This window comes from Pseudomonas turukhanskensis, assembly GCF_027922365.1.
Classification (GTDB): domain Bacteria; phylum Pseudomonadota; class Gammaproteobacteria; order Pseudomonadales; family Pseudomonadaceae; genus Aquipseudomonas; species Aquipseudomonas turukhanskensis.
Window position 1 is genome coordinate 1 of record NZ_BSFN01000020.1, and the last position, 25240, is coordinate 25240.

Consider the following 25240-nt stretch of genomic DNA (forward strand, 5'->3'; position numbering starts at 1 on the left):
CCGAAGCGCAGCGTAGGGCCCAGGTAGGGGCAAGATTTTTTGGTTTCTTTTTCATCGACTGGAAAAAGAAACTCGCGCGTAAGGCGCGAAACAAAACGTTCAGCACACGCGGTAATGCAGAAACACAAATGTCGCCTGGTAAACCGCAAGGTGCGCGGAGCACACCCTACAAAAGCGTCGCGCGTAAGGCGCGAAACAAAACGTCCAGCACACGCGGTGCAGAAGAACACCACCGCTCCCAGAAACCCCCAATCAAAACACCTCATTGGGCTGCACAATCCCATGCTTCTTCATCTTCCGATAAAGCGTCGACCGCGATATCCCAAAGCTCTGCGCAGCAGCCGTGATATTCCACTGATACTGCCGCAGCGTGGCATACAAATGCCGAACCTCATCCCCACCTAATTGCTCTGCCAGGCTATTGCTCAACAGCGCAACCGGCGCAACAGGCGCCACCCCAGCAACCTGCAATTCCGCCGGCAAACACTCCCGATCAATCACCCCATCTTCGGCCAGCGCCACGGCATAGCGCAGGCTATTGAGCAACTGCCGAATATTCCCTGGCCAGCCATACCCTAGCAGTCGCGCCCGCGCCTCGGCGTCCAGGCGCAAACCCTTGGCGCCCGGCTGCGCGGCCAACAACTGCTCGATCAATTCTTCGCGATCACTGCGCTCGCGCAACGCCGGCAAATGCAGGGTCATGCCACTCAACCGATAAAACAGATCCTCACGAAAGTGCTTGGCACTGATCATCCCGGCCAAGTCCTGGTGGGTGGCCGACACCACCTGCACATCCAACGCCACCGGTGCTTCAGCACCTATCGGTGAAATCTCGCGCTCGGCCAATACCCGCAACAATCGGGTTTGCAGATGCGCGGGCATATCGCCGATTTCATCGAGAAACAGCGTGCCGCCATTGGCCAGTTCCAGCTTGCCTTTCTGGCCTTTCTTGTTGGCGCCGGTAAAGCTGCCGCTGCGGTAGCCGAACAGTTCGCTCTCGATCAGGCTTTCCGGAATAGCCGCGCAGTTCAGCGCCACAAACGGCCCGCTGCGGCGAGCGCTGGCCTGGTGAATGGCGCGGGCGAAGGCTTCTTTGCCGGTGCCGGTTTCGCCGGTGATCAGCACCGCAATACCCTTGTCGAGCACCTTGCGAATGCGCCGTACGCCTTGTTGCAGCAGGGGGTCGTTGCCGCCTAACTGGTCGAGTTGCGGGTGTTGCGGCGCCGCCGGTTTCGCTGGCGGAGTAATCACTTGCGCCGGCCGCACCCGGCCCACGGGAATGCGCAGGCCCACGTCCACCAGGGCTTCATCCACCAAGGCGCGCATCTGCACGCCACGGGCGCCGCCGCTGGTCATGCTCAGCAGCTCGTCGACGCTGGCCGGCAGCAGGGTGTCGATACGCCGGCCGAGCAGCGCCTGGTGTTGCACCTGGTCGTAGGCGACAAAGGCCGCGCGGTTGGCGCCGATGATGCGGCCGCTTTCATCGACGGCCAGCAGTTGTTCGTTGGCCAGGTCGGTGATGTCGTCGCGCGGCTTTATGGCCAGGGTCAGGCAGTCGCGGTAGCGCTGGCGGAAGTGGGAGTTTTCGATCATCCGCGCGTACATGATCACCAGTTGCAGGGTCAGGTACTGCGCTTCTTTCGGCCCGTCGCTATTGAGGCTGGTGGCGTTCAGGCAACCGCGCAGCAAGCCCTGGGCATCGAAGATCGGCGCTACCGAGCAGCTCAGGCGAAAGTTGGAGGTCAGAAAGTGTTCTTCGCGGTGGATGGTCATCGCCTGCTCGGCCGCCAGTGCGGTGCCGATGCCGTTGGTGCCGGCCACCGCCTCATCCCAGCGGGCGCCGACGATCAGCCCCGACTGGGTATACGGGTCGCGCTGGTTGGGCAGGCGTGAGTCCAGGGTAATGCCGTGTTCATCGCTGAGCAGCACGGCAAAGCCGGCCTGCACCACGCGCTTGGCCAGGCCCGTCACGCCCTGGCTGGCGATGGCCAGGTAGTCCTGATGTTGCTGCTGGTGCTGGCGAATTTCTTCGGCGGTAAGGATATGTTTGACGTTCACCGCGCGCGGGTTGAGCCGGTGCAGGTTGACGCTTCTGTACAGCGATTCGGCAATCACCCGGTCGGGGCGAAAACTGCGCTCGGGGAAGTGGTCTTTGACAAATGCGGCCAGTTCGCTGGCGTTGGTTTCCACGGCATGCAAAGGCATAGCAGTACTCCCGGTGACCGATGCCGCTAGCGGGTGAGGCGAATCGGCGTCTTGTTGTTTTGGTCATGCGCGGTGCAGACATGTTTCGTACTGCAACCATAGCCCGATGGTCTACCTCTTGCAGTCATCCTTCCGTCGCATGCCGGCTGATGCAGCAAGCGACATGCCGTAAGCCCGGCATCCGGCCACAAGGCCCGAGCCAGCGCGCTGCAAGGCGTGCACGGTAGGAGAGGGTGGCCGGTGCAGGTGTGCCACGGATGACACACCTGTCGCAACGCGCTTGGCCAGGTGTCGCAGCGGCGCTACTAAATCAGGGGCAAAACTCGTTCGAAAGTAGCATTCGGGCAGTGGCACCCCCGGTGGTTAACTCAGGTAGCTGGTGAAAACCGGCACGTGCAAACGCAGTACTCACTCAACAAGAAGAGGATTGACCCATGTGGACTAAACCCGCCTACACCGACCTGCGTATTGGTTTTGAAGTGACCATGTACTTCGCCAACCGTTGAGCGGCTGACGTGCCCCGGCTTGCCGGGGCATTTGCTAAAGCGGCCCTCAATGAGATCGTCTTATGTATATCCAGATTCTCGGTTCCGCTGCCGGGGGTGGCTTTCCCCAGTGGAACTGCAATTGCCGTAATTGCCGAGGCGTACGCGCCGGCACCCTGCGCGCGCAGCCGCGCACCCAGTCGTCCATTGCCTTGAGCGATGATGGCGAACACTGGATTGTGTGCAACGCCTCGCCGGATATCCGCGTGCAGCTGGAGTCCTTCCCCACGCTGCAACCTGCGCGCAAGTTGCGCGACACCGCCATTGGCGCGGTGATTCTGCTCGACAGCCAGATCGACCACACCACCGGCCTGCTCAGCCTGCGCGAAGGCTGCCCACATCAGGTGTGGTGCACGGAGATGGTCCACCAGGACCTGAGCACCGGCTTTCCCCTGTTCCCCATGCTGACCCATTGGAACGGTGGCTTGCAGCACAACCTGATTGCGCTTGATGGCGAGCCCTTCAGCATTGCCGCCTGCCCGGCTCTGCGCATTACCGCCATCGCCCTGCGCAGCAGCGCGCCGCCCTATTCGCCGCACCGCGGCAACCCGCACCCGGGCGACAACATCGGCTTGTTTGTCGAAGACAGCCGCACTGGTCGCTCACTGTTTTATGCACCGGGCCTGGGCCAGGTAGACGACAAGGTGCTGGCCTTTATGGGCCGCGCCGATTGTGTGCTGGTGGACGGCACGCTGTGGCGCGACGACGAAATGCGTGTGTGCGAAGTGGGCGACAAGCTCGGCAGCGAGATGGGCCATCTGGCCCAGAGCGGGCCCGGCGGGATGATTGAAGTGCTCGATGGGCTGGTTCCGGATGGAAAGCCAGCGCCGCGCAAGGTGCTTATCCATATCAACAACACCAACCCGATTCTCAACGTCGACTCGCCCGAGCGCGCGATTCTTGAGGAGCACGGCATTGAAGTGGCGTGGGATGGGATGAGTATTGAGCTTTGACGGCCCAACCTCGTCGTCCTCGCGAAGGCGGGGACCCAGAATGCTGAATGGTGCGGGAGTTGGCGCACGACAGGAGATTCTGGATTCCCGCCTGCGCGGGAATGACGGCGAATAACCCGATGCAGCATCGATAACAATAAAAGGATCACTGCATGCAACGCACTGCCCTAACCCCCGCCGACTTCGAGCAGGCGCTGCTCGCCAAGGGCGCCTATTACCACATCCATCACCCCTTCCATGTGGCGATGTACGAGGGCCGCGCCAGCCGTGAACAGATTCAGGGTTGGGTTGCCAACCGCTTTTACTACCAGGTGAATATCCCGCTCAAAGACGCCGCCATCCTCGCCAACTGCCCCGACCGCGACACCCGCCGCGAGTGGGTGCAGCGCATCCTCGATCACGACGGCGCGCCGGGCGAGGAGGGCGGTATCGAAGCCTGGTTACGCCTGGCCGAAGCCGTGGGCCTGGACCGCGAGCAGGTGCTGTCGCAGGAGCTGGTTTTGCCCGGCGTGCGCTTTGCCGTGGACGCCTACGTGAACTTCGCCCGCCGCGCCAACTGGCAGGAGGCGGCCAGCAGTTCGCTGACCGAACTGTTCGCCCCACAGATTCACCAGTCGCGCCTGGACAGCTGGCCGCAGCACTACAGCTGGATCGACCCCGCCGGCTACGACTACTTCCGCACCCGCCTTAAACAAGCCCGTCGCGATGTGGAGCACGGCCTGCGTATCACCCTGGCGCACTACACCACCTTCGAGGCGCAGCAGCGCATGCTGAACATTCTGCAATTCAAGCTGGACGTACTGTGGACCATGCTCGACGCCATGAGCATGGCCTATGAACTCAAACGCCCGCCGTACCATTCGGTGACCGACGCCAACGTATGGCACCGGGGGATCACCTTATGAGCGCTGTTGTAGGGTGTGCTCCGCGCACCAAGCGATTCACCGGCGTGCGCCATGGTGCGCTGAGCACACCCTACGGGAGTTCGCCATGACACCTGTGGATAAAGTGCCGGTGCTGCGCCGTGGCTATCGTTTTCAATGGGAGCCGGCGCAAGCCTGCCACGTGCTGCTCTACCCCGAAGGCATGATCAAACTCAACGACAGCGCCAGCGAGATTTTCAAGCTGATCGACGGCCGGCAGGATGTGGCTGCCATCATCGCCAACCTGAGTGAGCGCTTCCCCGATGTGCCTGGCATAGACGAAGACATCTTCGCGTTTATGGAGGTGGCCAGTGCTCAGTTCTGGATCGACTTTCTCTAAGGTAGCGAGCGCTAAACCCAACGTGCCCAAACCCGGTCCGCCCCTCTGGCTGCTGGCCGAGCTCACCTACCGCTGCCCGCTGCAATGCCCGTACTGCTCCAATCCCCTGGACTTCGCCAAGCACGGTAAGGAACTGACCACCGCGCAATGGATTGAGGTATTTCGCCAATCGCGGGAGATGGGCGCCGCGCAGTTAGGGTTTTCCGGCGGTGAGCCGCTGGTGCGCCAGGACCTGGCCGAGCTGATCAAGGCTGCCCGCGACATGGGCTACTACACCAACCTGATCACCTCCGGTATCGGCCTTACCGAAAAGCGTATTGCCGAGTTCAGCGAGGCCGGTCTGGACCATATCCAGATCAGTTTTCAGGCCGCCGACGAGGAGGTGAACAATATGCTCGCCGGCTCGAAAAAGGCCTTTGCCCAAAAGCTGGCCATGGCCCGCGCGGTAAAAGCCCATGGCTACCCGATGGTGCTGAACTTTGTGACCCACCGGCACAACATCGACCGTATCGAACGCATCATCGATTTGTGTCTGGAACTGGAAGCCGATTTTGTCGAGCTCGCCACCTGTCAGTTCTATGGCTGGGCCGAGCTCAACCGTGCCGGGCTGTTGCCTACCCGCGCGCAACTGGCCAACGCCGAGCGCATCACCAACCAATACCGCGCGCGCCTGCAAGCGCAGAATCACCCGTGCAAGCTGATCTTCGTCACGCCCGACTACTACGAAGAACGCCCCAAGGCCTGCATGAACGGTTGGGCCAACCTGTTTCTCGATATCACCCCCGACGGCACCGCCTTGCCCTGCCACAGCGCGCGGCAATTGCCGGTTGAGTTTCCCAATGTGCTGGAGCACAGCATCAGCCATATCTGGAACGAGTCCTTCGGCTTCAACCGCTTTCGCGGCGACGACTGGATGCCCGAGCCATGCCGCTCGTGTGATGAAAAGCACAAGGACTTCGGCGGTTGCCGCTGCCAGGCATTTATGCTGACCGGAGATGCCAGCAATGCCGACCCGGTGTGCAGCAAGTCGGCCCATCATGGCGTGATTCTGGCGGCGCGCGAGGAGGCCGAGCGGGCATCGCAAGGTATGCAGGCGTTGACCATGCGTAATGAAAAGGCATCACGGTTGATCGTGAAGGTTTGATCGTTGCCCAGAGAGGCGTACGCTCTGGCGCATCAACCAGAGCCTGCTCTTATGCCCACTAGCGATGCGCGTTATGGTTTTTTCTCAAGCGACTGGTCGGCCCGCCACGCCGCGTCGGCCAGCCGCGACTTTGCCGAACTCAAGGTCAATGCCCACGGCCTGTTCTGGGTGGAATTCAACCCTGAAGATGGGCGCAATACGCTATGGCGCTGGCAAGGCCAGCAAGCCCACTGCCTAACCCCGGCGCACCTCTCCCTGCGTAGCCGCGTGCATGAATACGGCGGCGGCGTGTTTTGCCTCACCGAGGTCGGTGTGGCCTTCGTCAACGACAGCGATCAGCAGCTCTACGAACAGCGCCTGGACGACGGCAGCGTGCGGCGCCTGGGTGACGCCTCGCAATGCCGCTACGGCGATTTGCACTACGACCACGCAGGGCAGGCGCTACTCGCCGTGGAGGAATGCCACGGGCCGGGGCGGGTGCGTAACCGTCTGGTGAGCATTGCCCTGACTGACGGCTACCGAACTGTGCTGGCCGAAGGCGCCGACTTCTACACCTCGCCCGTGTTGAGCGCCGACGGTCAGCGCCTGGCCTGGATCGAATGGGATCGCCCCGCCCAACCCTGGACGCAAACCCGACTGTGCAGCGCCCGTCGTGACAGCCGTGGGCAGTGGCCGCTGCTGCGGGTGGTGGCTGGCGGCATTAGCGAAGAGTCCCTGCAACAACCGCGCTTTGATGAAGGCGGTCGGCTGATCTGCCTGAGCGACCGTGACGGTTGGTGGCAGCCATGGGGCGAAGTGGACGGGCAGTGGCAGCGCCTGCCCCATGGCGTCGAAGCCGACCATGGCAGCGCGCCCTGGCAACTGGGCGCGTGCAGTTATCTGCCAATAGGCCAAGGCGGGTTGTTGCTCAGCCGTCTGGTCAAGGGTTGGGGCGAATTGCTGACCCAGCGTGTTGACGGCGGCGAGCAACGACTGGCGACCGACTACAGCCGGTTTCGGGCGTTGGCGGCAGACGCCGATTTCTTCTACTGCATCGCGGCGGCGCCAGATCGCCTGTCGGCGGTTCTGGCAATTCGCCGCAGCGATGGCCAAATGCAAGTGGTAGCCGGTGGCGAACAGCCTTTGGCACCCCAGCACGTTGCCTTGCCCGAGCCCCTTGAATACCGCAGCAGTGGCGAGTGCGCCCAGGGCTTTTTTTATGCACCGCCGCAGGCGTCAGCGCTGGCCGAAAAGCCCCCGCTGGTGGTGTTTCTGCACGGCGGGCCGACGTCTGCGTGCTACCCGGTGTTCGATCCACGTATTCAATTCTGGACCCAGCGCGGCTTTGCCGTGGCCGACCTCAACTACCGTGGCAGCAGCGGGTTTGGCCGAGCTTACCGGCAGCGATTGCACGAGCAGTGGGGCGTGGTCGACGTGGAGGACGCGGTCGCAGTGGTCGCTCACCTTGGCGAAGCGGGGCGGATCGACCCGCAGCGAGCGTTTATTCGCGGAGGCAGTGCCGGCGGTTATACGGCGCTGTGCGCGTTGGCATTTCATGCCGTGTTCCGTGGAGGCGCGAGTTTGTACGGCGTAAGCGACCCGCTGGCGTTGCGGCGAGTGACGCACAAGTTTGAAGGGGACTATCTGGACTGGTTAATTGGCGACCCCATCGCCGACGCCGAGCGCTATGAAGCGCGCACGCCGTTGTTTCATGCCAAACGCATTACCGCGCCGGTGATCTTCTTCCAGGGCGGACGGGACGCGGTGGTGTTACCTGAACAGACGGCCAGTATGGTGGCGGCGCTGCAGGCGCAAGGGGTGTTGGTGGAGCAGCATTTTTACCCGGACGAGGGGCATGGATTTCGGCGGGCGGAACATCTGCAAGAGGTGTTGGAATTGGAGTTGGGGTTTTATCAGCGGTTGCTTTGAATTGTTGCGGTGGTCTTCAGTAGCGTGAGTGCTGTGGGTTTTGGTTTGCGCCTTACGTGCGACTTGCTTTGCCCTCCACTCTGCCTTCTGGGGCGGGTAGATCAAGATCAACTGCCCCTCACCCCAACCCTCTCCCGCACGCGGGAGAGGGGGCAGATCGAAGTGAGGCGGCCGCCATACGTCACCCCTCGCCCGTTAGGCCGGCCGGGCAGGCGAGAGGGGCTGTTGATTTGGCTCTTGATCTACCGCTTGTGATCTACCCGCCCCTTTAGCGCCAGGCCGAGCGGAGTCGTTGCGTAAGGGGTCGTAGCGGCCGGGAGCCGCGCAGAGGGATGAGGGCCATGGATGGCCCTTCAGCCCGGCCCCTGGAGCGACGACGTAGCGAGGGAAGTTTTCACGCAGTGAAAACCCCAGGTAGGGGCAAGATTTTTTGGTTTCTTTTTCATCGACTGGAAAAAGAAACTCGCGCGTAAGGCGCGAAACAAAACGCTCAGCACACGCGGTAACGAAGAAAATCGCCGCTCGCCGGAAAACCGAAAAGGTGCGCGGAGCACACCCTACAAAAGCCTAGCGCGTTGGGCGCGAAACAAAACGCTCAGCACACGCGGTAACGAAGAAAATCGCCGCTCGCCGGAAAACCGAAAAGGTGCGCGGAGCACACCCTACAAAAGCCTAGCGCGTTGGGCGCGAAACGAAACGTTCAGCGCACGCGGTAAGGAAAACCACCGCAACACTCCAAGCAACCATCCAGAAAGCACCCAAGCGCCATACCTTAAGGTCGCATTGCAATACCCCACCAATCCAGTAGCCTCACCCCCACTCAAAACAAAAAAACACCAGGCCCCTCGATGAGCCACGATCTCAGCCTTTTGCGTAAATTCGTATCCCCGGAAATCGTCTTCGGTGCCGGTTGCCGCCACCATGTTGCCAACTTCGCTGCCAACTTTGGCGCGCGCAAAGTCTTGGTGGTCTCCGACCCCGGCGTACTCGCCGCCGGCTGGGTCGCCGATATCGAAGCCAGCCTGCAAGCGCAGAACATCGCCTATTGCCTGTACACCGACGTCTCGCCCAACCCCCGCGTGGAAGAAGTCATGCGCGGCGCCGAGGTGTACCGCGAGAACAACTGCAACGTCATCGTCGCCGTCGGCGGCGGCAGCCCCATGGATTGCGCCAAGGGCATTGGCATTGTGGTGGCGCACGGGCGCAGCATTCTTGAGTTCGAAGGGGTGGACACCATTCGCGTGCCCAGCCCGCCGCTGATCCTTATCCCCACCACCGCCGGCACCTCGGCGGATGTCTCGCAGTTTGTGATCATCTCCAACCAGCAGGAACGGATGAAGTTTTCCATCGTCAGCAAGGCGGTGGTGCCCGATGTGTCGCTGATCGACCCGGAAACCACGGCCAGCATGGATCCGTTTCTCTCCGCCTGTACCGGCATCGATGCGCTGGTGCATGCCATCGAGGCCTTTGTGTCCACCGGCCACGGCCCGCTCACCGACCCCCATGCCCTGGAGGCCATGCGCCTGATCAATGGCAACCTGGTGCAGATGATCGCCAACCCGCAAGACATCGCCCTGCGCGAAAAAATCATGCTCGGCAGCATGCAGGCCGGGCTGGCGTTCTCCAATGCCATTCTGGGCGCCGTGCATGCCATGTCCCATAGCCTGGGCGGCTTTCTGGATCTGCCCCACGGCCTTTGCAATGCCGTGCTGGTGGAGCATGTGGTGGCGTTTAACTACAACTCGGCGCCGGACCGCTTCAAGGTGATTGCCGAAACCCTGGGCATTGACTGCCGTGGGCTTACTCACAATCAGATTCGTGGCCGTCTGGTAGAACACTTGATCGCTCTCAAACACGCCGTGGGCTTTCGCGAAACCCTGGGCCTGCATGGCGTCGGCACCTCGGATATTCCGTTCCTGTCGCAACACGCCATGGGCGACCCGTGCATCCTTACCAACCCCCGCGAGTCGAGCCAGCGGGACGTCGAGGTCGTGTATGGCGAGGCCCTCTGAGGCGCAGCAAAAGGCTCTGGCCGGCTTGCTCGGCCTGGGCAGTCAGTCGGCGCGCAAAAGCCATTACCCGGAACTGTTAGCGCGGCTGGAGGAGTTGGAAACCGAGCGCAACCGCTATAAATGGCTGTTCGAGCATGCAGTGCACGGCATCTTTCAGGCCAGCCTGCTTGAGGGCTTGCGAGCCGCCAACCCGGCGCTGGCGCGGATGCTCGGTTATGACGACCCGCAGCAGGTGCTCTGGACCCTCACCGATATGGCCAGCCACCTGTTTATGGGCGGTGAGGCTGAGCTGTTGCATATTCGCGAGCGGCTGCGGGTTGATGGTGGCCTGTTCGGCTATATCACCCGCTTGCGCCGTAAAGACGGCAGCCATGTCGATGTGCTGATGAACTTGCTGCTCAAGCCCGATGAAGAAGGGTTGGTGGAAGGCTTTGTCGCCGACATCACCGAGCGCATTCAGGCCCAGCAGCGTTTGCAGGCCTTGAACGACGAATTGGAAGAGCGGGTGGCCAGCCGCACGGCCCAACTGCAAACCCTCAACCAGCAACTGCGCGAGGCCCGCGATGTGGCCCAGGCGGCGAACCTGAGTAAAGACAAATACCTGGCCGCTGCCAGCCATGATCTGCTGCAGCCGCTGAATGCGGCGCGGCTGCTGGTGTCGACCCTGCGTGAGCGGCAATTGCCGGCCGCCGAAATTCTGCTGGTGGAGCGCACGCACCAGGCACTAGAAGGCGCCGAAGATTTGCTCACCGACCTGCTGGATATTTCCAAGCTGGACCAGGCGGCGATCAAACCGGATATCGATGTATACCGTCTGGACGAAGTGCTGGCGCCCTTGGCCTCGGAGTTTCAGTCGGTAGCAGCCGCTGCGGGGCTAACGTTGCGCGCGCGCATTCCAAACTATGCCATTCACACCGACCTGCGCCTGCTCACCCGCATTCTGCGCAACTTTCTCAGCAACGCCTGTCGCTACACCAGCCAAGGCGGCGTATTGCTGGCGGCGCGGCGCCGTGGTGAGCGGCTGGTGCTGGAGGTATGGGACAGCGGGCGGGGGATTGCCGCAGACCAGCTTTCGGCGATCTTTCTGGAGTTCAATCAGCTCGATGTGGGGCGCGCCGCCGACCGCAAAGGGGTAGGGCTGGGGCTGGCGATTGTCGAGCGCATTGCGGCCATCCTTGGGTGCCCGGTGCAGGTACGCTCCAGGCCCGGCCGCGGCTCGGTATTCAGCATTGACGTGCCGCTGTGCCGTGACGTACCGGCACCAGTGGCGGTGGCCACACCACAGCCGGTGATCGGCAACCCGCTGCCAGGGCGGCGTTTGCTGGTGCTGGATAACGAAGTGAGCATTCTTGAAAGCATGGCCGCGCTATTGGGCCAGTGGGGCTGCGAGGTACTGACCGCCACTGATCAGGAGGCCGCCTTGCAGGTGCTGCAAGAACAGGCACCGGAGTTGATTCTGGCCGACTTTCACCTCGACCACGGCATCACCGGATGCCAGGTGGTGCAGCATTTACGCGAACATTTCGGGGTGGCGATACCGGCGGTGATGATCACCGCCGACCGCAGCAACCGCTGCCGCCAAGCGCTTCAAGCGCTGGGGGCGCCGTTGCTCAACAAGCCGGTGAAACCGGGGAAGTTACGCGCGGTGTTGAGTCAGTTGTTGCGTTAACCCGCAGGCGAGCCGATAAAAACCCAGATCAACCGCCTCCCTGCGTATGCTTTTTGCCATCGAACCTGGATCCCAGCCTGCGCTGGAATGACGCAGGAGGGTACAAAAAACACCGTCGTCCCAGCGCAGGCTGGGACCCAGAGTTTCGCAGGAGCACGGCGCTCCTGCTGCGAACCAAGCGCTCTGCTGTTGATCTGGCTGCTGATTGGCCTTTACTCAATCGCCTCATACGGCAAGCCCACATAGTTCTCCGCAATGGTTTTGCGCCCCGCTTCGGAGCTGACAAAGTAGTCCAGCTCCGTCTGCTGCATCCGCAGGCTAAACGCATCGGTATCGGGAAAACGGTGCAGCATCGAGGTCATCCACCAGGAAAAGCGCTCGGCCTTCCACACCCGGCGCAGACAAATCTCGGAGTATTTCTCCAGCAAGTCGGTGCGCCCCTCGCCGTACACCTTGAGCAGAATGCGGTACAGCGTGCTCACGTCACTGGCCGCCAGGTTCAAGCCCTTGGCGCCGGTAGGCGGCACGATGTGGGCGGCGTCGCCGAGCAGAAACAGCCTGCCGTATTGCATCGGCTCGACCACGAAGCTGCGTAGCGGCGCGATGCTTTTTTCTATCGACGGCCCCGTGATCAATCGCGCCGCGACCGGCGCCGGCAAACGGGCTTTGAGCTCGTCCCAGAAGCGCTCGTCGGACCAGTCCTCCACTTTCTCATCGCTACCCACCTGCACGTAGTAACGGGTGCGTGTGGGCGAGCGCATGCTGCACAGGGCAAAGCCGCGCTCGTGGTTGGCGTAAATCAGCTCTTCGTTTACCGGTGGCGTGTCGGCCAGGATGCCCAGCCAGCCGAAGGGGTAAACCCGTTCGAATTCCTTGAGCACACCGGCAGGGATAGCTTGGCGAGACACGCCATGAAAACCGTCGCAGCCGGCGATGTAGTCGCAGTCCAAACGCAGGGTTTCGCCGTTGTGCTCAAAGGTAACGTAGGGCTGCTCGCCCTTGAGGTCGTGGGGCTGCACGTGGCTGGCGCTGTAGTAGGTGGTGGCGCCAGCGGCCTCGCGGGCGTGCATCAGGTCGCGGGTGACTTCGGTCTGGCCGTAGACCATCACGGTCTTGCCGCCGGTCAGGCCCTTGAGGTCGATATGTTCACTGCGCCCGTCAAAGGCCAGTTCGAAGCCGTCGTGTACCAGGCCTTCTTCGTCCATGCGCTGGCTGACACCGGCTTCGCGCAGCAGATCGACCATGCCTTGTTCCAGCACGCCGGCACGGATGCGGCTGAGTACATAGTCAGGGGTTTGGCGTTCGATGATGACGTTGGCGATACCGGCGTTGTGCAGCAGTTGGCCGAGCAACAAACCGGACGGGCCGGCGCCAATAATGGCGATCTGGGTTTTCATGGGCGTTTTCCTGTCTCTGTCGAGACTTAGTTGTTTTTATAACGCCTGTATTTTTTGTGGTTAATGCCTGGCTTAGAAGGCAATATCGAACAGCTTTCTGGTACTTTTCGTGGGTGTTGCTTGTGCTCAAAACCGCAGAAAATCCCGTTCCGGTATTCAAACTCTATGGTGAAACCGGCGCCTGGCCGACGCCGGACCTGTTTCATTGCGAGTCCATTCCCGAGCGCAGCCGCTTGCACCATTGGGAAATCAAACCGCACCGCCACAGCGACCTGGTGCAGTTGTTGTATGTGCAATCGGGCCAGGCGCAGTTGCAGGTGGAGGACGTGTTGACCCAGGTGGTCAGCAGCTCCTTGCAGGTGGTACCGGCACTTTGTGTGCACGGGTTTCGGTTTTCCGATGATGTGCAGGGCTACATCCTCAGCCTGGCCCAACCGCTGGCCGAACAACTGGCCGCAACATTGGACAGCCAGGTGCTGCGCACGCCGGCCTGCTTTGCTATCGGCAGCGAGGGGCGCTATCTGGACGCCCTGTTCGAGTCGATTGCCGCCGAGTACGACCAGCAGCAGAGCGGCCGCGACCTGATGTTGCAGTCGCTGATCAGCGTATTGCTGGTGTCGCTAAGCCGCCGCGCGCGGGCGCAGTCGTCTGCGCAGGGGCCGGACCGTGGCCGTGAGCATGTGGATGCCTTTACCCGCCTGCTTGAAGCCCATTACCGCCAGCACCTGCCCATCGAGCATTACGCCAGCGCGCTTTCCATCAGCGCGGCGCACCTCAATGCCCTGTGCCGACGTCTGGCCGGGCAATCGGCGTTGCAGATGATCAATCAACGGCTACTTTTAGAAGCAAAACGCTGCCTGGTGTACAGCGCCATGACCGTTAATCAGGTCTCCGACAGCCTGGGGTTTTCCGATCCGGCCTATTTTTCCCGCTTCTTCAAGCGCGGCACGGGGCTCTCGCCCAAGGGCTTTCGCATTCAGCGCTAGCGTTGCCAGCAAGCGCTTGCTAGCTTCAAGGGTGTGGCCCACACGCGGTGTCGGTGCGCTGAAAAAAGTTGCCTATGATTTCTAATAAGCCGTTCAACTGAGAGTGAGCTCATGGATATAGAAACACTGTTCGCCGACCTGCACGCCCTGCCCAGCATTCCCAAGGTAGCCCTGGAACTGATTCAGCAATTCGACAGCCCCACCTCCAGCCTGGACGCCGTGGCCCGCAATATCGCCCTGGACCCGGTAATCGCCGCGAAGGTGCTGCGCCTGGCCAACTCTTCGCGCTACCGTGGCGCGCGTGAATCCACCAGCATTGAGGACGCCGCCTCGCGCCTGGGCTTCAACACCTTGCGTACCCTGGTGATGGCCTCGGCCGTGACGGGCGCGTTCAAGGCCGACGCCACGTTCGATCTCAAGGGCTTCTGGATTCACAGCTTTCAGGTCGCCAGTATCAGCCGCCTGCTGGCCAAGCAAGCCGGCCAGGACGCCGATACCGCCTTTACCTGCGGCATGATGCACAACATCGGTGAGCTGCTGATTCAGACTGGCGCCCCGCAATACGCGCCCAAATTGAACGCCAGCAAGCATGGCAACGCCGCTGGCCGTGCCGCCAATGAAACCCTGCAACTGGGCTTTGGTTACCCGGAAGTGGGCGCCGAACTTGCCCGGCGTTGGCAGTTGCCCAAGTTGATCCAGACCGCTATCGCCCTGCAGGGCAAGCCGTCCCAGGCCCCGGCCGATAACCCGTTGCCCAAAACCCTGGCGCAGGCGGTGCTGATTGCCGAAGCGCTGCAAGAACACGGCGGCGCGACCGAGGAGGCCAAGGAATCGTTGAGTGGGCCGTTGGTGGAAGACCTGGATTTGGACGCGGTGTTTGCCGCGTTGCCAGCGGTGCTGGAAGCGGATAAAGCCTTTGCCGAATTGCTGGGTTAACTGCGGTCCCTTTTGCCGGTTAATCACGTACCTGGATCCCCGCCTGCGCGGGGACGACGGAAGTTTTTGCTGCTACCACCGTCGTCCCCGCGTAGGCGGGGACCCAGGCGCGGAGGTCTTCCATTCATCCTGGCCTAAAGCCGAGCCGGCAGCTCATCCTCTTGCGGCAACCGACACCGCCCCACCTCCCACCACGTCGGTAATAGCCGCCGTACCGCCGCTTGGCTAAAGCGGTCATCCATCAGATAAACCACCCCTGAATCCTGCTGCGTGCGGATCACGCGCCCGGCCGCCTGCACCACTTTCTGTAAACCGGGGTAGAGGTAGGTGTAGTCGTAGCCGCTGCCAAACATGGCCTGCATGCGTTGCTTGATCTGCTCGTTGATCGGGTTGATCTGCGGCAGCCCCAGGGTGGCGATAAAGGCGCCGATCAGGCGGTTGCCGGGCAAATCGATGCCTTCGCCAAACGCGCCGCCCAGCACAGCAAAGCCGATGCCCTGGCCGCTTTCCTGAAACCGTTCGAGAAAATGGTGGCGCTCGGCTTCGTCCATTTGTCGCGATTGCACCCAGATTGGCACCCGCGGGTGCGCCGCCACGAACTGGTCGCGCACCTGCTCCAGGTAGGCGTAGCTGCTGAAAAACGCCAAGTAGTTGCCGGGCCGCTCGGCAAACTGGCGGGCCATCAGCGCGGTGATGGGGGCCAGCGAGCGATCACGGTCGACGTAGCGGGTGGAGAGGTTGCTCACCGCCTGTACCTGCAACTGCTCGGCAAGAAACGGCGATTCCACATCCAGCCACGGCGTCTGTTCCGGCAAGCCGAGCAGGTCGGCGTAGTAGTTGGCCGGGCTCAGGGTGGCAGAAAACAGGGTGCAGCTATGGGCCGCGGCCAGGCGCGGGGCCAGAAACGGTGCCGGCACCACATTGCGGATACACAGGGTGGACTGCGACTTGCCGCCCGGGCCCAGGTGGCGGCTGATGTCGAACAGCGAGTGCGCACCAAACACCTCGGCCAGGCGGCAGAACAACATGGCATCGAGGTAGAAATGCAGCAGCTCGGCTTCGTTGCCGGTGGGTTGGTCGGTAAGGTGGTCGGTGATGGCGCTGACGGCTTTTTGCAGGGCCATGATGAACAGGTCCGGTGCGGCAGGGTACACCTGGTACAGCGCTTCCTGGTCTTGGTGCAGCTGGTTCCAATGCCGGTTGACCCGGTCCAGCACGCTTTTCAGGGCCTTGGGCGCCAGGCCGCGCATGATTTTGAAGCGCGCCTGCTGCAATTCGGCGCTGTACATGCCACGGCCGCGCTCCACCAGGTTGTGCGCTTCGTCCACCAGCAGGGTGACTTTCCATTCGTTGAGCTGGGTAAGGCCGTAGAGCAGGGCGGTCATGTCGAAGTAATAGTTGTAGTCGCACACCACCACATCGCTCCAGCGGCACAGCTCCTGGCTCAGGTAATACGGGCAGATGCCATGGGCCAGGGCGGCATCGCGCACGGCGTTCTGGTTGAGCCACTGGCTGTCGAGTGCGGCTTTGCGCGCGGCGGGCAGGCGGTCGTAGAAGCCTTTGGCGAGCGGGCAGGAATCGCCGTGGCAGGCTTTGTCCGGGTGTTCGCAGGCTTTGTCGCGGGCCACATGTTCCAGCACCCGCAGGGCGATTTTCGGCTCCTGGGCGCGCAGGGTTTGCAGGGCATCCAGCGCCAGGCGCCGGCCCGGGGTTTTGGCGGTGAGAAAAAACAGCCGGTCGAGCTTTTGCTCAGGGAAGGCTTTGAGTTGCGGAAACAGCGTGCCGATGGTTTTGCCAATGCCGGTGGTGGCCTGGGCCATCAGGCTGTGGCCATCGCGGGCGGCGCGGTACACCGCTTCGGCCAACTGCCGTTGGCCGCTGCGAAAGCTGGCGTGGGGGAAACGCAGTTGCTCCAGGCTGGCATCGCGCGCAAGGCGGTGCGCCTGTTCCTGCTTGGCCCAGGTGATAAAGCGCTGGCAATGCAGTTCGAAAAACGCCTGCAAGGCGCTGGCGCTGAAGGTTTCGCGAAAGCTGGTTTCCTTGTGGGTGAGCACATTGAAATACACCACCGCCAGGTCGACTTCTTCCAGCTCGTACTGCGCGCACAGCAGCGCGCCGTACACCTTGACTTGCGCCCAGTGCAGCAGCCGGTGGTTCTCCGGTATGCGCGAAATATCGCCACGGTGGGTTTTGATTTCTTCCAGCAGGTTGTCGTCGGGGTTGTAGCCGTCGGCACGGCCGCGTACCCGCAGCCCTTCATATTCGCCGGCGAGCGGCAGCTCGGCGATATAGCCCGAGCCGCGCCGGGCCACCACGCTCATATGCCCGGCAATGCCTTCCTGGGCGGTGGGCGAGGGGGTGAAGCGCAAGTCGAGGTCACCCTGCTTGGCGGTGAACTCACACAAAGCCCGAACGGCTACCTGGTAGATCATGCCTCGCTTGCCCATTGCACATAACAGACGTCCACCGGCATACCGTGCTCGGCGCAAAAGGCCAGCCAGCGTTTCTGGTTGTCTTGCAGGCGGTCGCCGGGGCCTTTTACCTCGATCATCCGGTAGCGCTGTTCGGCCGGCCAGAACTGGATCAGGTCGGGCATGCCGGCGCGGTTGGCTTTGATATCGCCCAACAGGCGCTGGAACCACGCGCGCAGGTGGGCGGCGGGCAGGCAGGCGAGGGCCTGTTCCAGCAATTCTTCGGTCAGCAAGCCCCAGTACACGAAGGGCGACTGGATGCCGAATTTTTCCTGGTAAGCGGCACGGATGCGGGTTTTATAGGCCTCGCTGTCCAGCGCGGCCAGGCAGTCGGCGAATAGCGCGGCGCGGCGCTGGGAAAAGTCGGCGCGGAGCAAATCCACCGGGCCGCTGTGAAACGGGTGGAAAAACGCCCCCGGCAGCGGCGCGTAAATGGCCGGCCAGCACAGCAGGCCGAACAGGCTGCAGATCAGCGTGTTTTCCACGTAATGCACCGGCGCATGCGCTTCGCCCAGGTGCAGTTGCACCCGTTGTTCCACGCTGAAATCCGGGTGAAAGGGCAGCGTCAGCTCGATCAGCCCAGCCTCCACCTTGGGTGGCTTGCTGGCTTTGGCCAGGCCCAGTTGCCGGTTTAGGCGCGCAAGGGCGCGGGCCACCAGTTGTGCTTCGGCATCATTGACCGGCGCGGCCGCCGCCTGCTGCGCCAGGGCGTGGGCCTGTTCGTAATGGGTGAGACGTTCCAGCACGCGGATCTGCCGTTGCCGTGCCTGTGGATAAGCGCTCACGCCATACAAAGCCAAGGCATGCTCCAGCTCGCCGAGGCGCTCCAGATGCTGGCCGATGGCGAAAAGCAGCTTGCCGCGCCGCTCCACCAGCAAGGGGTTGTCGGTGTGCACCTCGCCAATCTGCTCCAGCACCTCGGTCAGCGGCTCGCCGGCCTCGAAGCGTTGACGGCACTGCCACAGGTGCAGGTAGGTATCCACGTCTTCACGGCGGGTGAAGCCGCGTGAGTCGGCGCCCAGTTCCACGTATTCGTAGCGGAAGATGCCCAGGTCCGAGAGCACAAATTCCACCCAGTCCTGGTGCAGGTTGCCAAAGAACATCAGGCGCAGGCGGTCGACGAGTTCGCCAATGCCCAGGGTCAGCAGCGGGTCGTCCAGCTGCGGGCACCACTGGCTGAATGGCCGTTCGCCTTCAAGCTGGCTTTCCAGCTGTTCGAGCAGTTGCGGTTTATTGGCGCTGCGGCTGGCGAGCAGGGCGCCGAATTGGTGTAGCACCTCGTCTTTGCGCAAATAGGCGAAGAGTTCCTGCACGCTCAACGCGTATTGGTTGCTGACCCAGCCGTGGGCAAGCAGTGGCTCGGCTGCCTGGCGCGGGCAGCCGATTTCCTCGTAGCTCAGTTTGCTGGCGCGAAAGTGCGGGCCCTTGCGCATGATCATGCGCGTGAGCAGGGCCTGGGAGGCCAGCGGCAGCTCGGAAAATTGACGCACGAATGCCGCTTCGTGCGCGTCGAACAGGTCGTTGTAGCGCGCAGCCAGCCAGGCCAGCGCTTTATGAAAGTTGGCCAGGTAATAGAAACGGGGATCGTCGAGGGAGTGCATCGGTACGCCAAACCACTGTGTGCATGTACAGATACCAGCGCAGCGGCGCGCTGGCAATCGCAAATTGATCGGTGGCGGCGTAGCGGTCGGTTAGGTTCAGTTGTAGGTGAAGGTGAGCACCTGATTGTCGACGCTGGCTTCGCCGGGGTTGAGCGGCAGGTATTGGGTTGTAAAGGCGGGGAAGTCACGGGCGCAGGTGCTGGGGTTGCAGGTTGGGTAGACGATCGAGCCTTCGAACTGCAGGGTGCCGCCGTCGGCAAAGGCGGGCAGGGTGGCGACGAGGGCGAACAGCAGGACAGCGAGGCGGGTAGGCATGGTAATGGCTCCGGGGTTAGCTTGCAGGGGCAAGTTAAGAGCGGAGGAGAGCTGTCTGCCAGATAGATAATTTTGTTTTGTAGGCGTGTTCTGGAAAAGAGCATTTTCTGAACACTGTAGGACGGGGTGCTGTGGTTATCTGAAGGTTTGCGCCGGGTTTTGCGGGTTCGCCCCTATCTGCCTTCGGCCGAACTGCCCGACGACGACTGCGTGCCATCGTGATCGGCTCTGAATCGCTTGGTGCGCGGAGCACACCCTACAAACGCTGAGCGTGCGGGCATAAAAAAGCCCCGCACTGGGCGGGGCTCTTCACAACGGTATGGGCTTAGCTGCCTTTCACCGCTTTGCCGTCGACGCTGCCGTCTTTGAGCATGATCTGGTATTCCTTGCCGTCTTTCTCTACCTGGAACAGGCGCACCAGCAGGTAGTTCCAGTCTTTGGCGAACCACAGCACGGTTTTGCGGCTGCTCTGGGTAGGGTCGCGCACGCGCTCTACCTTGATGGCGTCTACGCTGCCGGCCATTGTTTCGACCTTCTCTTCGCCCAGCACGCGAAAGTCGTAGGTTTCGATATCGCCGCCGTCCACCACTTGGTAGCTCATGGTTTTCTTGCCGGCTGCCACGTCGGCTTGCAGCACCACCTGGTAGGTGGATTTATCTTGCACGCCACGGTTGAGCGGCAGGGAAACCTGGTCGCCACGGTCACTGCCGATGACTTTCTTGGCGTCCCAATCGAAGTCCAGCTCTACGGTTTTGCCCTTGCCCAGGCCGCTGCGTTCGTAGCGGTAGGTTTGTGGCAGGAAGGATGTGCCGTCCAGACGGAAGACGCTTTCTTCGGTGAGGCCGGCCACCAGCATGGAGGCTTTGAAGTTCAGCAGCCAACGGCCGTCAGCCTGCTTTTGCAGACTGCGCTCGGCAGTACCGCTAACGGGAACCTGCTTCCAGTCGGCGGTGTAGCTGGCCGAGAAGGGTTTGAGTTCCAGGGCCTGCGCCGGCAGGGTGAGCACGGCGAGGACGAACAGCAAGGCACGACGCATAAAGTCTCCTAGGTTCGGATCAGGTGGCCGGTGGCCGGTAGCAACTGCTCGTTCAGCATTGCCCCCTCGCTACCAAGACGCAAGTCGCCATTGGCGAACCAGCGCACAGCGAGCGGGTATATCTGGTGTTCTTGTGCATGTACACGGTTGGCCAGGCTTTGTGCCGTGTCATCCACGCGTACCGGCACAACAGCTTGTACGACCAGAGGCCCCCCATCGAGTTCCTCTGTAACGAAATGCACGCTGCAGCCGTGTTCGCTGTCGCCGGCATCCAGCGCCCGTTGGTGGGTGTGCAGGCCTTTGTATTTGGGCAGCAGGGAGGGGTGGATATTCAGCAGCCGCCCTTCATAGTGGCGCACAAAGGCACCACTTAAAATGCGCATAAAACCTGCCAGCAGCACCAGGTGCGGTTGGCAGCTGTCGATCAGCGCCATCAGCGCGGCGTCGAAGGTTTCACGGTCGGGGAAGTTTTTGTGGTCGAGCACATGGGTGGCGATGCCGGCTGCCTTGGCCCGTTCCAGGCCAAAGGCATCGCTGCGGTTGGAAATTACGGCGCAGATCCGGGCGGCGCTTTCGCTGCCCTGAATGTCATCGATCAACGCCTGCAGGTTGCTGCCCGAGCCGGACAGCAACACCACCACATTGCAGGGTGAGGCGTTGGGCATCAGTGGGTTTTCAGGTTGTTCAACACAACACGTTCGGCATCAGCGGCACCTGCGTTGATCTGGCCGATGACCCACGGTTGCTCACCGCTGGCGCGCAGGTTGGCCAGGGCGCTTTCCACGTGCTCCTGGGCTACGCAGATCACCATGCCCACGCCGCAGTTCAGCACGCGGTGCATTTCGGTTTCGTTAACGTTGCCTTGCTCTTGCAGCCAGTCAAACACCGCCGGGCGTTTCCAGCTGGCCACGTCCACCACCGCTTGCGCGCCGTCTGGCAGTACGCGTGGAATGTTGTCCAGCAGGCCGCCACCGGTGATGTGGGCCATGGCTTTCACGGCGCCGGTGTCTTTGATCAGCTTGAGCAGCGGTTTTACGTAGATGCGGGTCGGCGCCATCAGCAGTTCGGTGAGGGCTTTGCCTTCGAGCTGCACGGTTTGGATATCAGCGCCGGATACTTCGATAATCTTGCGGATCAGCGAATAGCCGTTGGAATGCGGGCCGGACGAGGGCAGGGCGATCAGCGCGTCGCCGGTGGCCACTTTGGAGCCGTCAATGATTTCGGCTTTTTCCACCACGCCCACGCAGAAACCGGCCAGGTCGTAGTCTTCGCCTTCGTACATGCCCGGCATTTCGGCGGTTTCACCGCCCACCAGCGAGCAGCCGGCCAGTTCGCAGCCAGCGCCAATGCCGGTGACCACGGTGGCGGCCACGTCAACATTGAGTTTGCCGGTGGCGTAGTAGTCGAGGAAGAACAACGGCTCAGCGCCGCACACCACCAGGTCGTTGACGCACATGGCGACCAGGTCCTGGCCGATGCTGTCGTGCTTGTTCAGGTTCAGCGCCAGGCGCAGCTTGGTGCCCACGCCGTCGGTGCCGCTGACCAGAACCGGTTGTTTGTAGCCGGCCGGAATTTCGCAGAGGGCGCCGAAGCCACCCAAGCCGCCCATCACTTCCGGACGCGCAGTGCGCTTGGCCACGCTTTTGATGCGCTCGACCAGGGCTTCACCTGCATCGATATCGACGCCGGCGTCCTTGTAGCTAATGGAGGGTTGCTTGCTCATAGATCCAGGCCTTTATGAAAGGGATGTTCGGGGAGCGACCGGAACATGAGGTGGCGGTTAGCCTGGCCGGTCTGCGAAGGCGCGCGATTTTATCAGGCTTGCCGGCAGGCGGCCATCCGCACAGCCGGACGGCCTTGAAAAATCCACAACTTAAGTGGCCTACAACCGAAAACGATCCACCGACAACGACAACTTGCCCGCCAACCCCGACAGTTCATCCGTCGTTGTAGCGGTTTGGTCTATCACCGTACTGTTGCTAACCGACATGCTGGCAATGGTTTCCACCTGATGGGCGATCTCGTTGCTGGCCAGGCTTTGCTCGCCAATCGTGCGGGTGATGTCGTTCACCAGTTGGGTGGTGCTGAGCGTCGCTTCGAGAATTTCGCGAATCGCCTTTTCCACGTCGGCGGTCACCGCCATGCCTTTATCCACCTGGGCCACGCCGGCTTCCATGCTGGTGGCGGCATCGCGTGTGCTGGTTTGAATACGCTGCACCATGGCGGCGATTTCCTGGGTGGAGGCGCTGGTACGCCCGGCCAGGCTGCGCACCTCATCGGCGACCACGGCAAAACCGCGGCCCTGTTCACCAGCCCGCGCGGCTTCGATGGCCGCGTTCAGGGCCAGCAGGTTGGTCTGGTCGGCAATGCCCTTGATTACCTGAATGATGCCGAAGATCTGCTCCGACTCCTGGTCCAGTGTGCGGATCACCTGCGCCGACTGCTGCACCGAACGGGCGATGCCGTCCATGTCCTGCACCACTTGATGGATGACCTTGCCGCCGTCTTTGGCCAGGCGTTCGGCCTGGTTGGCCATATCCAGCGCCTGCCCGGCGTGGCGGGTGATTTCCTCGATGCTGGCGGTCATCTCGCTTGCTGCTGCCGCCATGGTGTTGGCCGCCTCGCTCTGCTGCGTGCTGCTATTGGCCACCTGATGGCAGCCGGCGCTCAACTGCTGGCTCAGATCATTCACGCTGTCGGCATTGCTGCGCACCACGCCGATCATGCCGCGCAGGTCGCGCTGCATAGTTGCCAGGCTGCGAATCAGAGCGCTGGCTTCGTCTTGTTGGGTCGGTTGTTCGATGTTGCGGCCCAGGTCGCCCTGGGCAATGCGGCTGGCAATGTGGCTGGCCGCCAGCAGGGGCCGCATGATGCCGCCGATAATCCACGCACCTTGCACCACCAGTAGCACCAGGCTGGCAATCAGCACGATGGTGAGGGTGAGGTTGGCGGTGCTGAGCGCGCTTTCGGTGTCTTTGCTGGTCTGCTCGGTGTTGCCTTCAATCAGCTCGCTGAGGCTGGCCATTTCGCCTTCCAGTTGGGAGAAGGCGGCATTGAAGGTAGGCAGTTGGCCCTGGGCGGCCTCGGGGTTGGTCAGGGCCTGGCCGACGATGGATTCGGCGGCGGCGATATACGAATCGAGGCTGGGTTTGACCTTGTTAAGCCCGCCCTTGATGGCAGCGTTCACTGGCAGCTGGAGGTTTTCCGTCAGCACTTCGCGAAAATGCCCGGCGTGTTCTTCCAGGCTCGACCGTGCTTCATCGGCACTGGTGGGGCTTTTGCCCAGGCCCACCAGCATGGCGGCCAGCACATCAGCGCGCAGGGCGTCGTGCATCATGTCCGCTTCCATGTGGTTGCGCAGGGCACTAAGGCTCACCTGGTTGGCCCGTACCGCGTCGGCCACCTGATGGTTACCGATGAAACTCACCAGACTGAGAATCAGCGCTGCCACCAGGCCTGTGCCGGTCAACAGCAGCAAACGTAATTTTATCGACACCGCAGGTACCTCTTTTTATGTGTTTGCTATGCGCGCACAGGCGCCGTACTGAAAACGTATCGGCTGGCCGTTACGCTTGTTGAATACCTCTTTGTTTAGCCTAGTTAAGCCGCTAATTGGCAGTGCTGCTCGACAGCGCCCAAGTGGGCTGTTTAAGGTAGAGCACTTTGTCGCAGCGCCTTGCATTGCAGGCGTGTCGCCACCTCCCGAGCTGAGAGCCCACCATGCGTTTTTCTGCCTCACTGTTCAGTCCGTTGTTGGCCCTTGGGCTGTCGTTTTGCAGCGTTGTCGCCCAGGCCGCGCCCGTTGAAAACCTTTACCAAGTGCGCCAGCCGGTCGCCAGCCAGCAATCGGCCGACCGCGCCACGGCGCTTAGCAGCGCCCTGGACACCCTGGTGCTGCGCCTGACGGGCGACAGCAAGGCCCTAAGCAACCCGGCGATTGCCGCACTGCGCAAAGACCCACAACAGTTGGTGAGCCAATACGGCTACGAAAACGGTCCGCCTCAGGTATTGGTGGTGGATTTCGATGCCATCAGCACCGACCGCAGCCTGCGCCAGGCGGGCATTTCCCTGTGGAGCGCCAATCGTCCGGCCGTGCTGGCCTGGTGGCTGAACACCAGCACCGACGGCGCCAGTTTGGTGGGCGATAGCCAACCCGCCGCCGCACCGCTGCAACGCGCCGCACAAAACCGTGGCCTGCCGCTGCGTTTGCCGATTGCCGACCTGAACGAACAGCTTGCCGGCACCGCCGAAAACCTCACCGCCAGTAACCCCGATGCCTTGAAAGAGCCCTCGGCCCGCTACGGTGCCGACGCCCTGCTGGCCGTGAGCGCCCAGGAAGATGGCGGCAAATGGCAGGCGCAATGGCGCCTGTGGCTGGGCGACAGCCGCGAGCAAGGCAAAGTCGAAGGTGCTGATGCCGACGCCGTGGCCGACGCGGTACTGCTGGCCGTGAGCCAGCGCCTGGCCACGCATTTTGTCGCCGCCCAAGGGGCCGCGCAGGACTTGACCCTCGATATCCAGGGCGCCGACCTCAACCGCTACGCCGAACTGCAACGCCTGCTCGAACCTTTTGATGCACGCCTGCAAAGCGCGGTGGGTGATCGCCTGACGTACCGCGTCAAAGCCAGCGGCGAGCAATTGCGAGCGCAACTGGCCCTGGCCCGTATGCGTGAACTGCCGCCGGAGCCGGTTGCGGCGGCGCCGGTAGATGCCAGCGTCACTCCACCTGGCCAGGCCCCGAGCCCAGTTGAGCCAGTGCCAGCAACTGCTACCAACGTGCTGCATTACGGCTGGTAAAA

At 62.1% G+C, this 25240-nt stretch carries 20 protein-coding genes; 11 read left to right on the top strand and 9 right to left on the bottom strand.

The features are described 5' to 3' along the window. Positions 1-252 precede the first annotated feature (252 nt). Entirely contained in the window at positions 253-2205 is a 1953-nt protein-coding gene (locus PKE98_RS22365; protein ID WP_271197618.1) for a sigma-54-dependent Fis family transcriptional regulator, read from the bottom strand. 434 nt (positions 2206-2639) lie between these two features. Here PKE98_RS22365 and pqqA point away from each other — a divergent pair, with 434 nt between their 5' ends. The 8 genes from pqqA (at position 2640) to PKE98_RS22405 (ending at position 11699) form a co-directional block, all read left to right on the top strand. Beyond that, positions 2640-2711, top strand: a complete 72-nt coding sequence (pqqA, locus tag PKE98_RS22370; protein ID WP_003243383.1) for a pyrroloquinoline quinone precursor peptide PqqA — start codon at positions 2640-2642, stop codon at positions 2709-2711. 62 nt (positions 2712-2773) lie between these two features. Next, positions 2774-3703, top strand: a complete 930-nt coding sequence (gene pqqB / locus PKE98_RS22375) for a pyrroloquinoline quinone biosynthesis protein PqqB (protein WP_271197620.1) — start codon at positions 2774-2776, stop codon at positions 3701-3703. 152 nt (positions 3704-3855) lie between these two features. Continuing rightward, the gene (gene pqqC / locus PKE98_RS22380) at positions 3856-4608 is read left to right on the top strand and encodes a pyrroloquinoline-quinone synthase PqqC (RefSeq protein ID WP_271197621.1); all 753 of its coding nucleotides are present in this window, start codon (positions 3856-3858) and stop codon (positions 4606-4608) included. A gap of 85 nt (positions 4609-4693) precedes the next feature. Next, positions 4694-4966, top strand: coding sequence for a pyrroloquinoline quinone biosynthesis peptide chaperone PqqD (gene pqqD / locus PKE98_RS22385; RefSeq protein WP_271197622.1), 273 nt, complete (start codon positions 4694-4696; stop codon positions 4964-4966). 22 nt (positions 4967-4988) lie between these two features. Then, on the top strand, positions 4989-6110 hold the full coding sequence (gene pqqE, locus PKE98_RS22390) for a pyrroloquinoline quinone biosynthesis protein PqqE (protein ID WP_271197623.1): 1122 nt from the start codon (positions 4989-4991) through the stop codon (positions 6108-6110). A gap of 51 nt (positions 6111-6161) precedes the next feature. Continuing rightward, positions 6162-8018, top strand: a complete 1857-nt coding sequence (locus PKE98_RS22395) for a S9 family peptidase (RefSeq protein WP_271197624.1) — start codon at positions 6162-6164, stop codon at positions 8016-8018. An 848-nt stretch (positions 8019-8866) separates the two neighbouring features. Next, the gene (gene ercA, locus PKE98_RS22400) at positions 8867-10030 is read left to right on the top strand and encodes an alcohol dehydrogenase-like regulatory protein ErcA (RefSeq protein ID WP_271197625.1); all 1164 of its coding nucleotides are present in this window, start codon (positions 8867-8869) and stop codon (positions 10028-10030) included. Next, positions 10014-11699, top strand: coding sequence for a hybrid sensor histidine kinase/response regulator (locus tag PKE98_RS22405; protein ID WP_271197626.1), 1686 nt, complete (start codon positions 10014-10016; stop codon positions 11697-11699). Before ercA ends, PKE98_RS22405 begins: the two co-directional genes overlap by 17 nt. A 212-nt stretch (positions 11700-11911) precedes the next feature. On the opposite strand, the gene pobA is transcribed toward PKE98_RS22405, so the two are convergent. Further along, positions 11912-13096: a 4-hydroxybenzoate 3-monooxygenase gene (gene pobA, locus PKE98_RS22410; RefSeq protein ID WP_271197627.1), complete on the bottom strand. Its 1185-nt coding sequence runs from the start codon at positions 13094-13096 to the stop codon at positions 11912-11914. Positions 13097-13218: 122 nt separating this feature from the next. On the opposite strand from pobA, the gene PKE98_RS22415 reads away from it, so the two are divergent. Both PKE98_RS22415 and PKE98_RS22420 read left to right on the top strand, forming a co-directional pair. After that, positions 13219-14082 carry a helix-turn-helix domain-containing protein gene (locus PKE98_RS22415; protein WP_271197628.1) on the top strand — a complete coding sequence of 288 codons (864 nt, stop codon included), beginning with the start codon at positions 13219-13221 and terminating at the stop codon, positions 14080-14082. Positions 14083-14193: 111 nt separating this feature from the next. Beyond that, positions 14194-15018, top strand: a complete 825-nt coding sequence (locus PKE98_RS22420; RefSeq protein WP_271197629.1) for an HDOD domain-containing protein — start codon at positions 14194-14196, stop codon at positions 15016-15018. A gap of 134 nt (positions 15019-15152) precedes the next feature. Here the strand turns inward: PKE98_RS22420 and PKE98_RS22425 are convergent, their stop codons facing one another. The 7 genes from PKE98_RS22425 to PKE98_RS27325 all read right to left on the bottom strand — a co-directional run bounded on the left by PKE98_RS22425 (position 15153) and on the right by PKE98_RS27325 (position 23937). Beyond that, positions 15153-17450 (bottom strand): ATP-dependent DNA helicase, encoded by a 2298-nt coding sequence (locus PKE98_RS22425; RefSeq protein WP_271197630.1) that lies wholly within the window; start codon positions 17448-17450, stop codon positions 15153-15155. Further along, positions 17447-19090 (bottom strand): VRR-NUC domain-containing protein, encoded by a 1644-nt coding sequence (locus PKE98_RS22430; protein ID WP_271197631.1) that lies wholly within the window; start codon positions 19088-19090, stop codon positions 17447-17449. Before PKE98_RS22430 ends, PKE98_RS22425 begins: the two co-directional genes overlap by 4 nt. Before the next feature lie 96 nt (positions 19091-19186). Further along, on the bottom strand, positions 19187-19405 hold the full coding sequence (locus PKE98_RS22435; protein WP_271197632.1) for a hypothetical protein: 219 nt from the start codon (positions 19403-19405) through the stop codon (positions 19187-19189). A gap of 325 nt (positions 19406-19730) precedes the next feature. Next, the gene (locus PKE98_RS22440; RefSeq protein ID WP_271197633.1) at positions 19731-20441 is read right to left on the bottom strand and encodes a DUF3108 domain-containing protein; all 711 of its coding nucleotides are present in this window, start codon (positions 20439-20441) and stop codon (positions 19731-19733) included. Between the two features lie 8 nt (positions 20442-20449). Next, positions 20450-21106, bottom strand: coding sequence for a phosphoribosylglycinamide formyltransferase (purN, locus tag PKE98_RS22445; RefSeq protein ID WP_271197634.1), 657 nt, complete (start codon positions 21104-21106; stop codon positions 20450-20452). Next, positions 21106-22164 (bottom strand): phosphoribosylformylglycinamidine cyclo-ligase, encoded by a 1059-nt coding sequence (gene purM, locus PKE98_RS22450; protein WP_271197635.1) that lies wholly within the window; start codon positions 22162-22164, stop codon positions 21106-21108. Before purM ends, purN begins: the two co-directional genes overlap by 1 nt. Positions 22165-22323: 159 nt before the next feature. Next, a complete protein-coding gene (locus PKE98_RS27325; RefSeq protein ID WP_271197636.1) occupies positions 22324-23937 on the bottom strand; it encodes a methyl-accepting chemotaxis protein in 1614 nt (537 codons plus the stop codon). A gap of 224 nt (positions 23938-24161) precedes the next feature. On the opposite strand from PKE98_RS27325, the gene PKE98_RS22460 reads away from it, so the two are divergent. Further along, complete coding sequence (locus PKE98_RS22460; protein WP_271197637.1) at positions 24162-25238, top strand: DUF2066 domain-containing protein; 1077 nt, start codon at positions 24162-24164, stop codon at positions 25236-25238. Positions 25239-25240 lie beyond the last annotated feature (2 nt).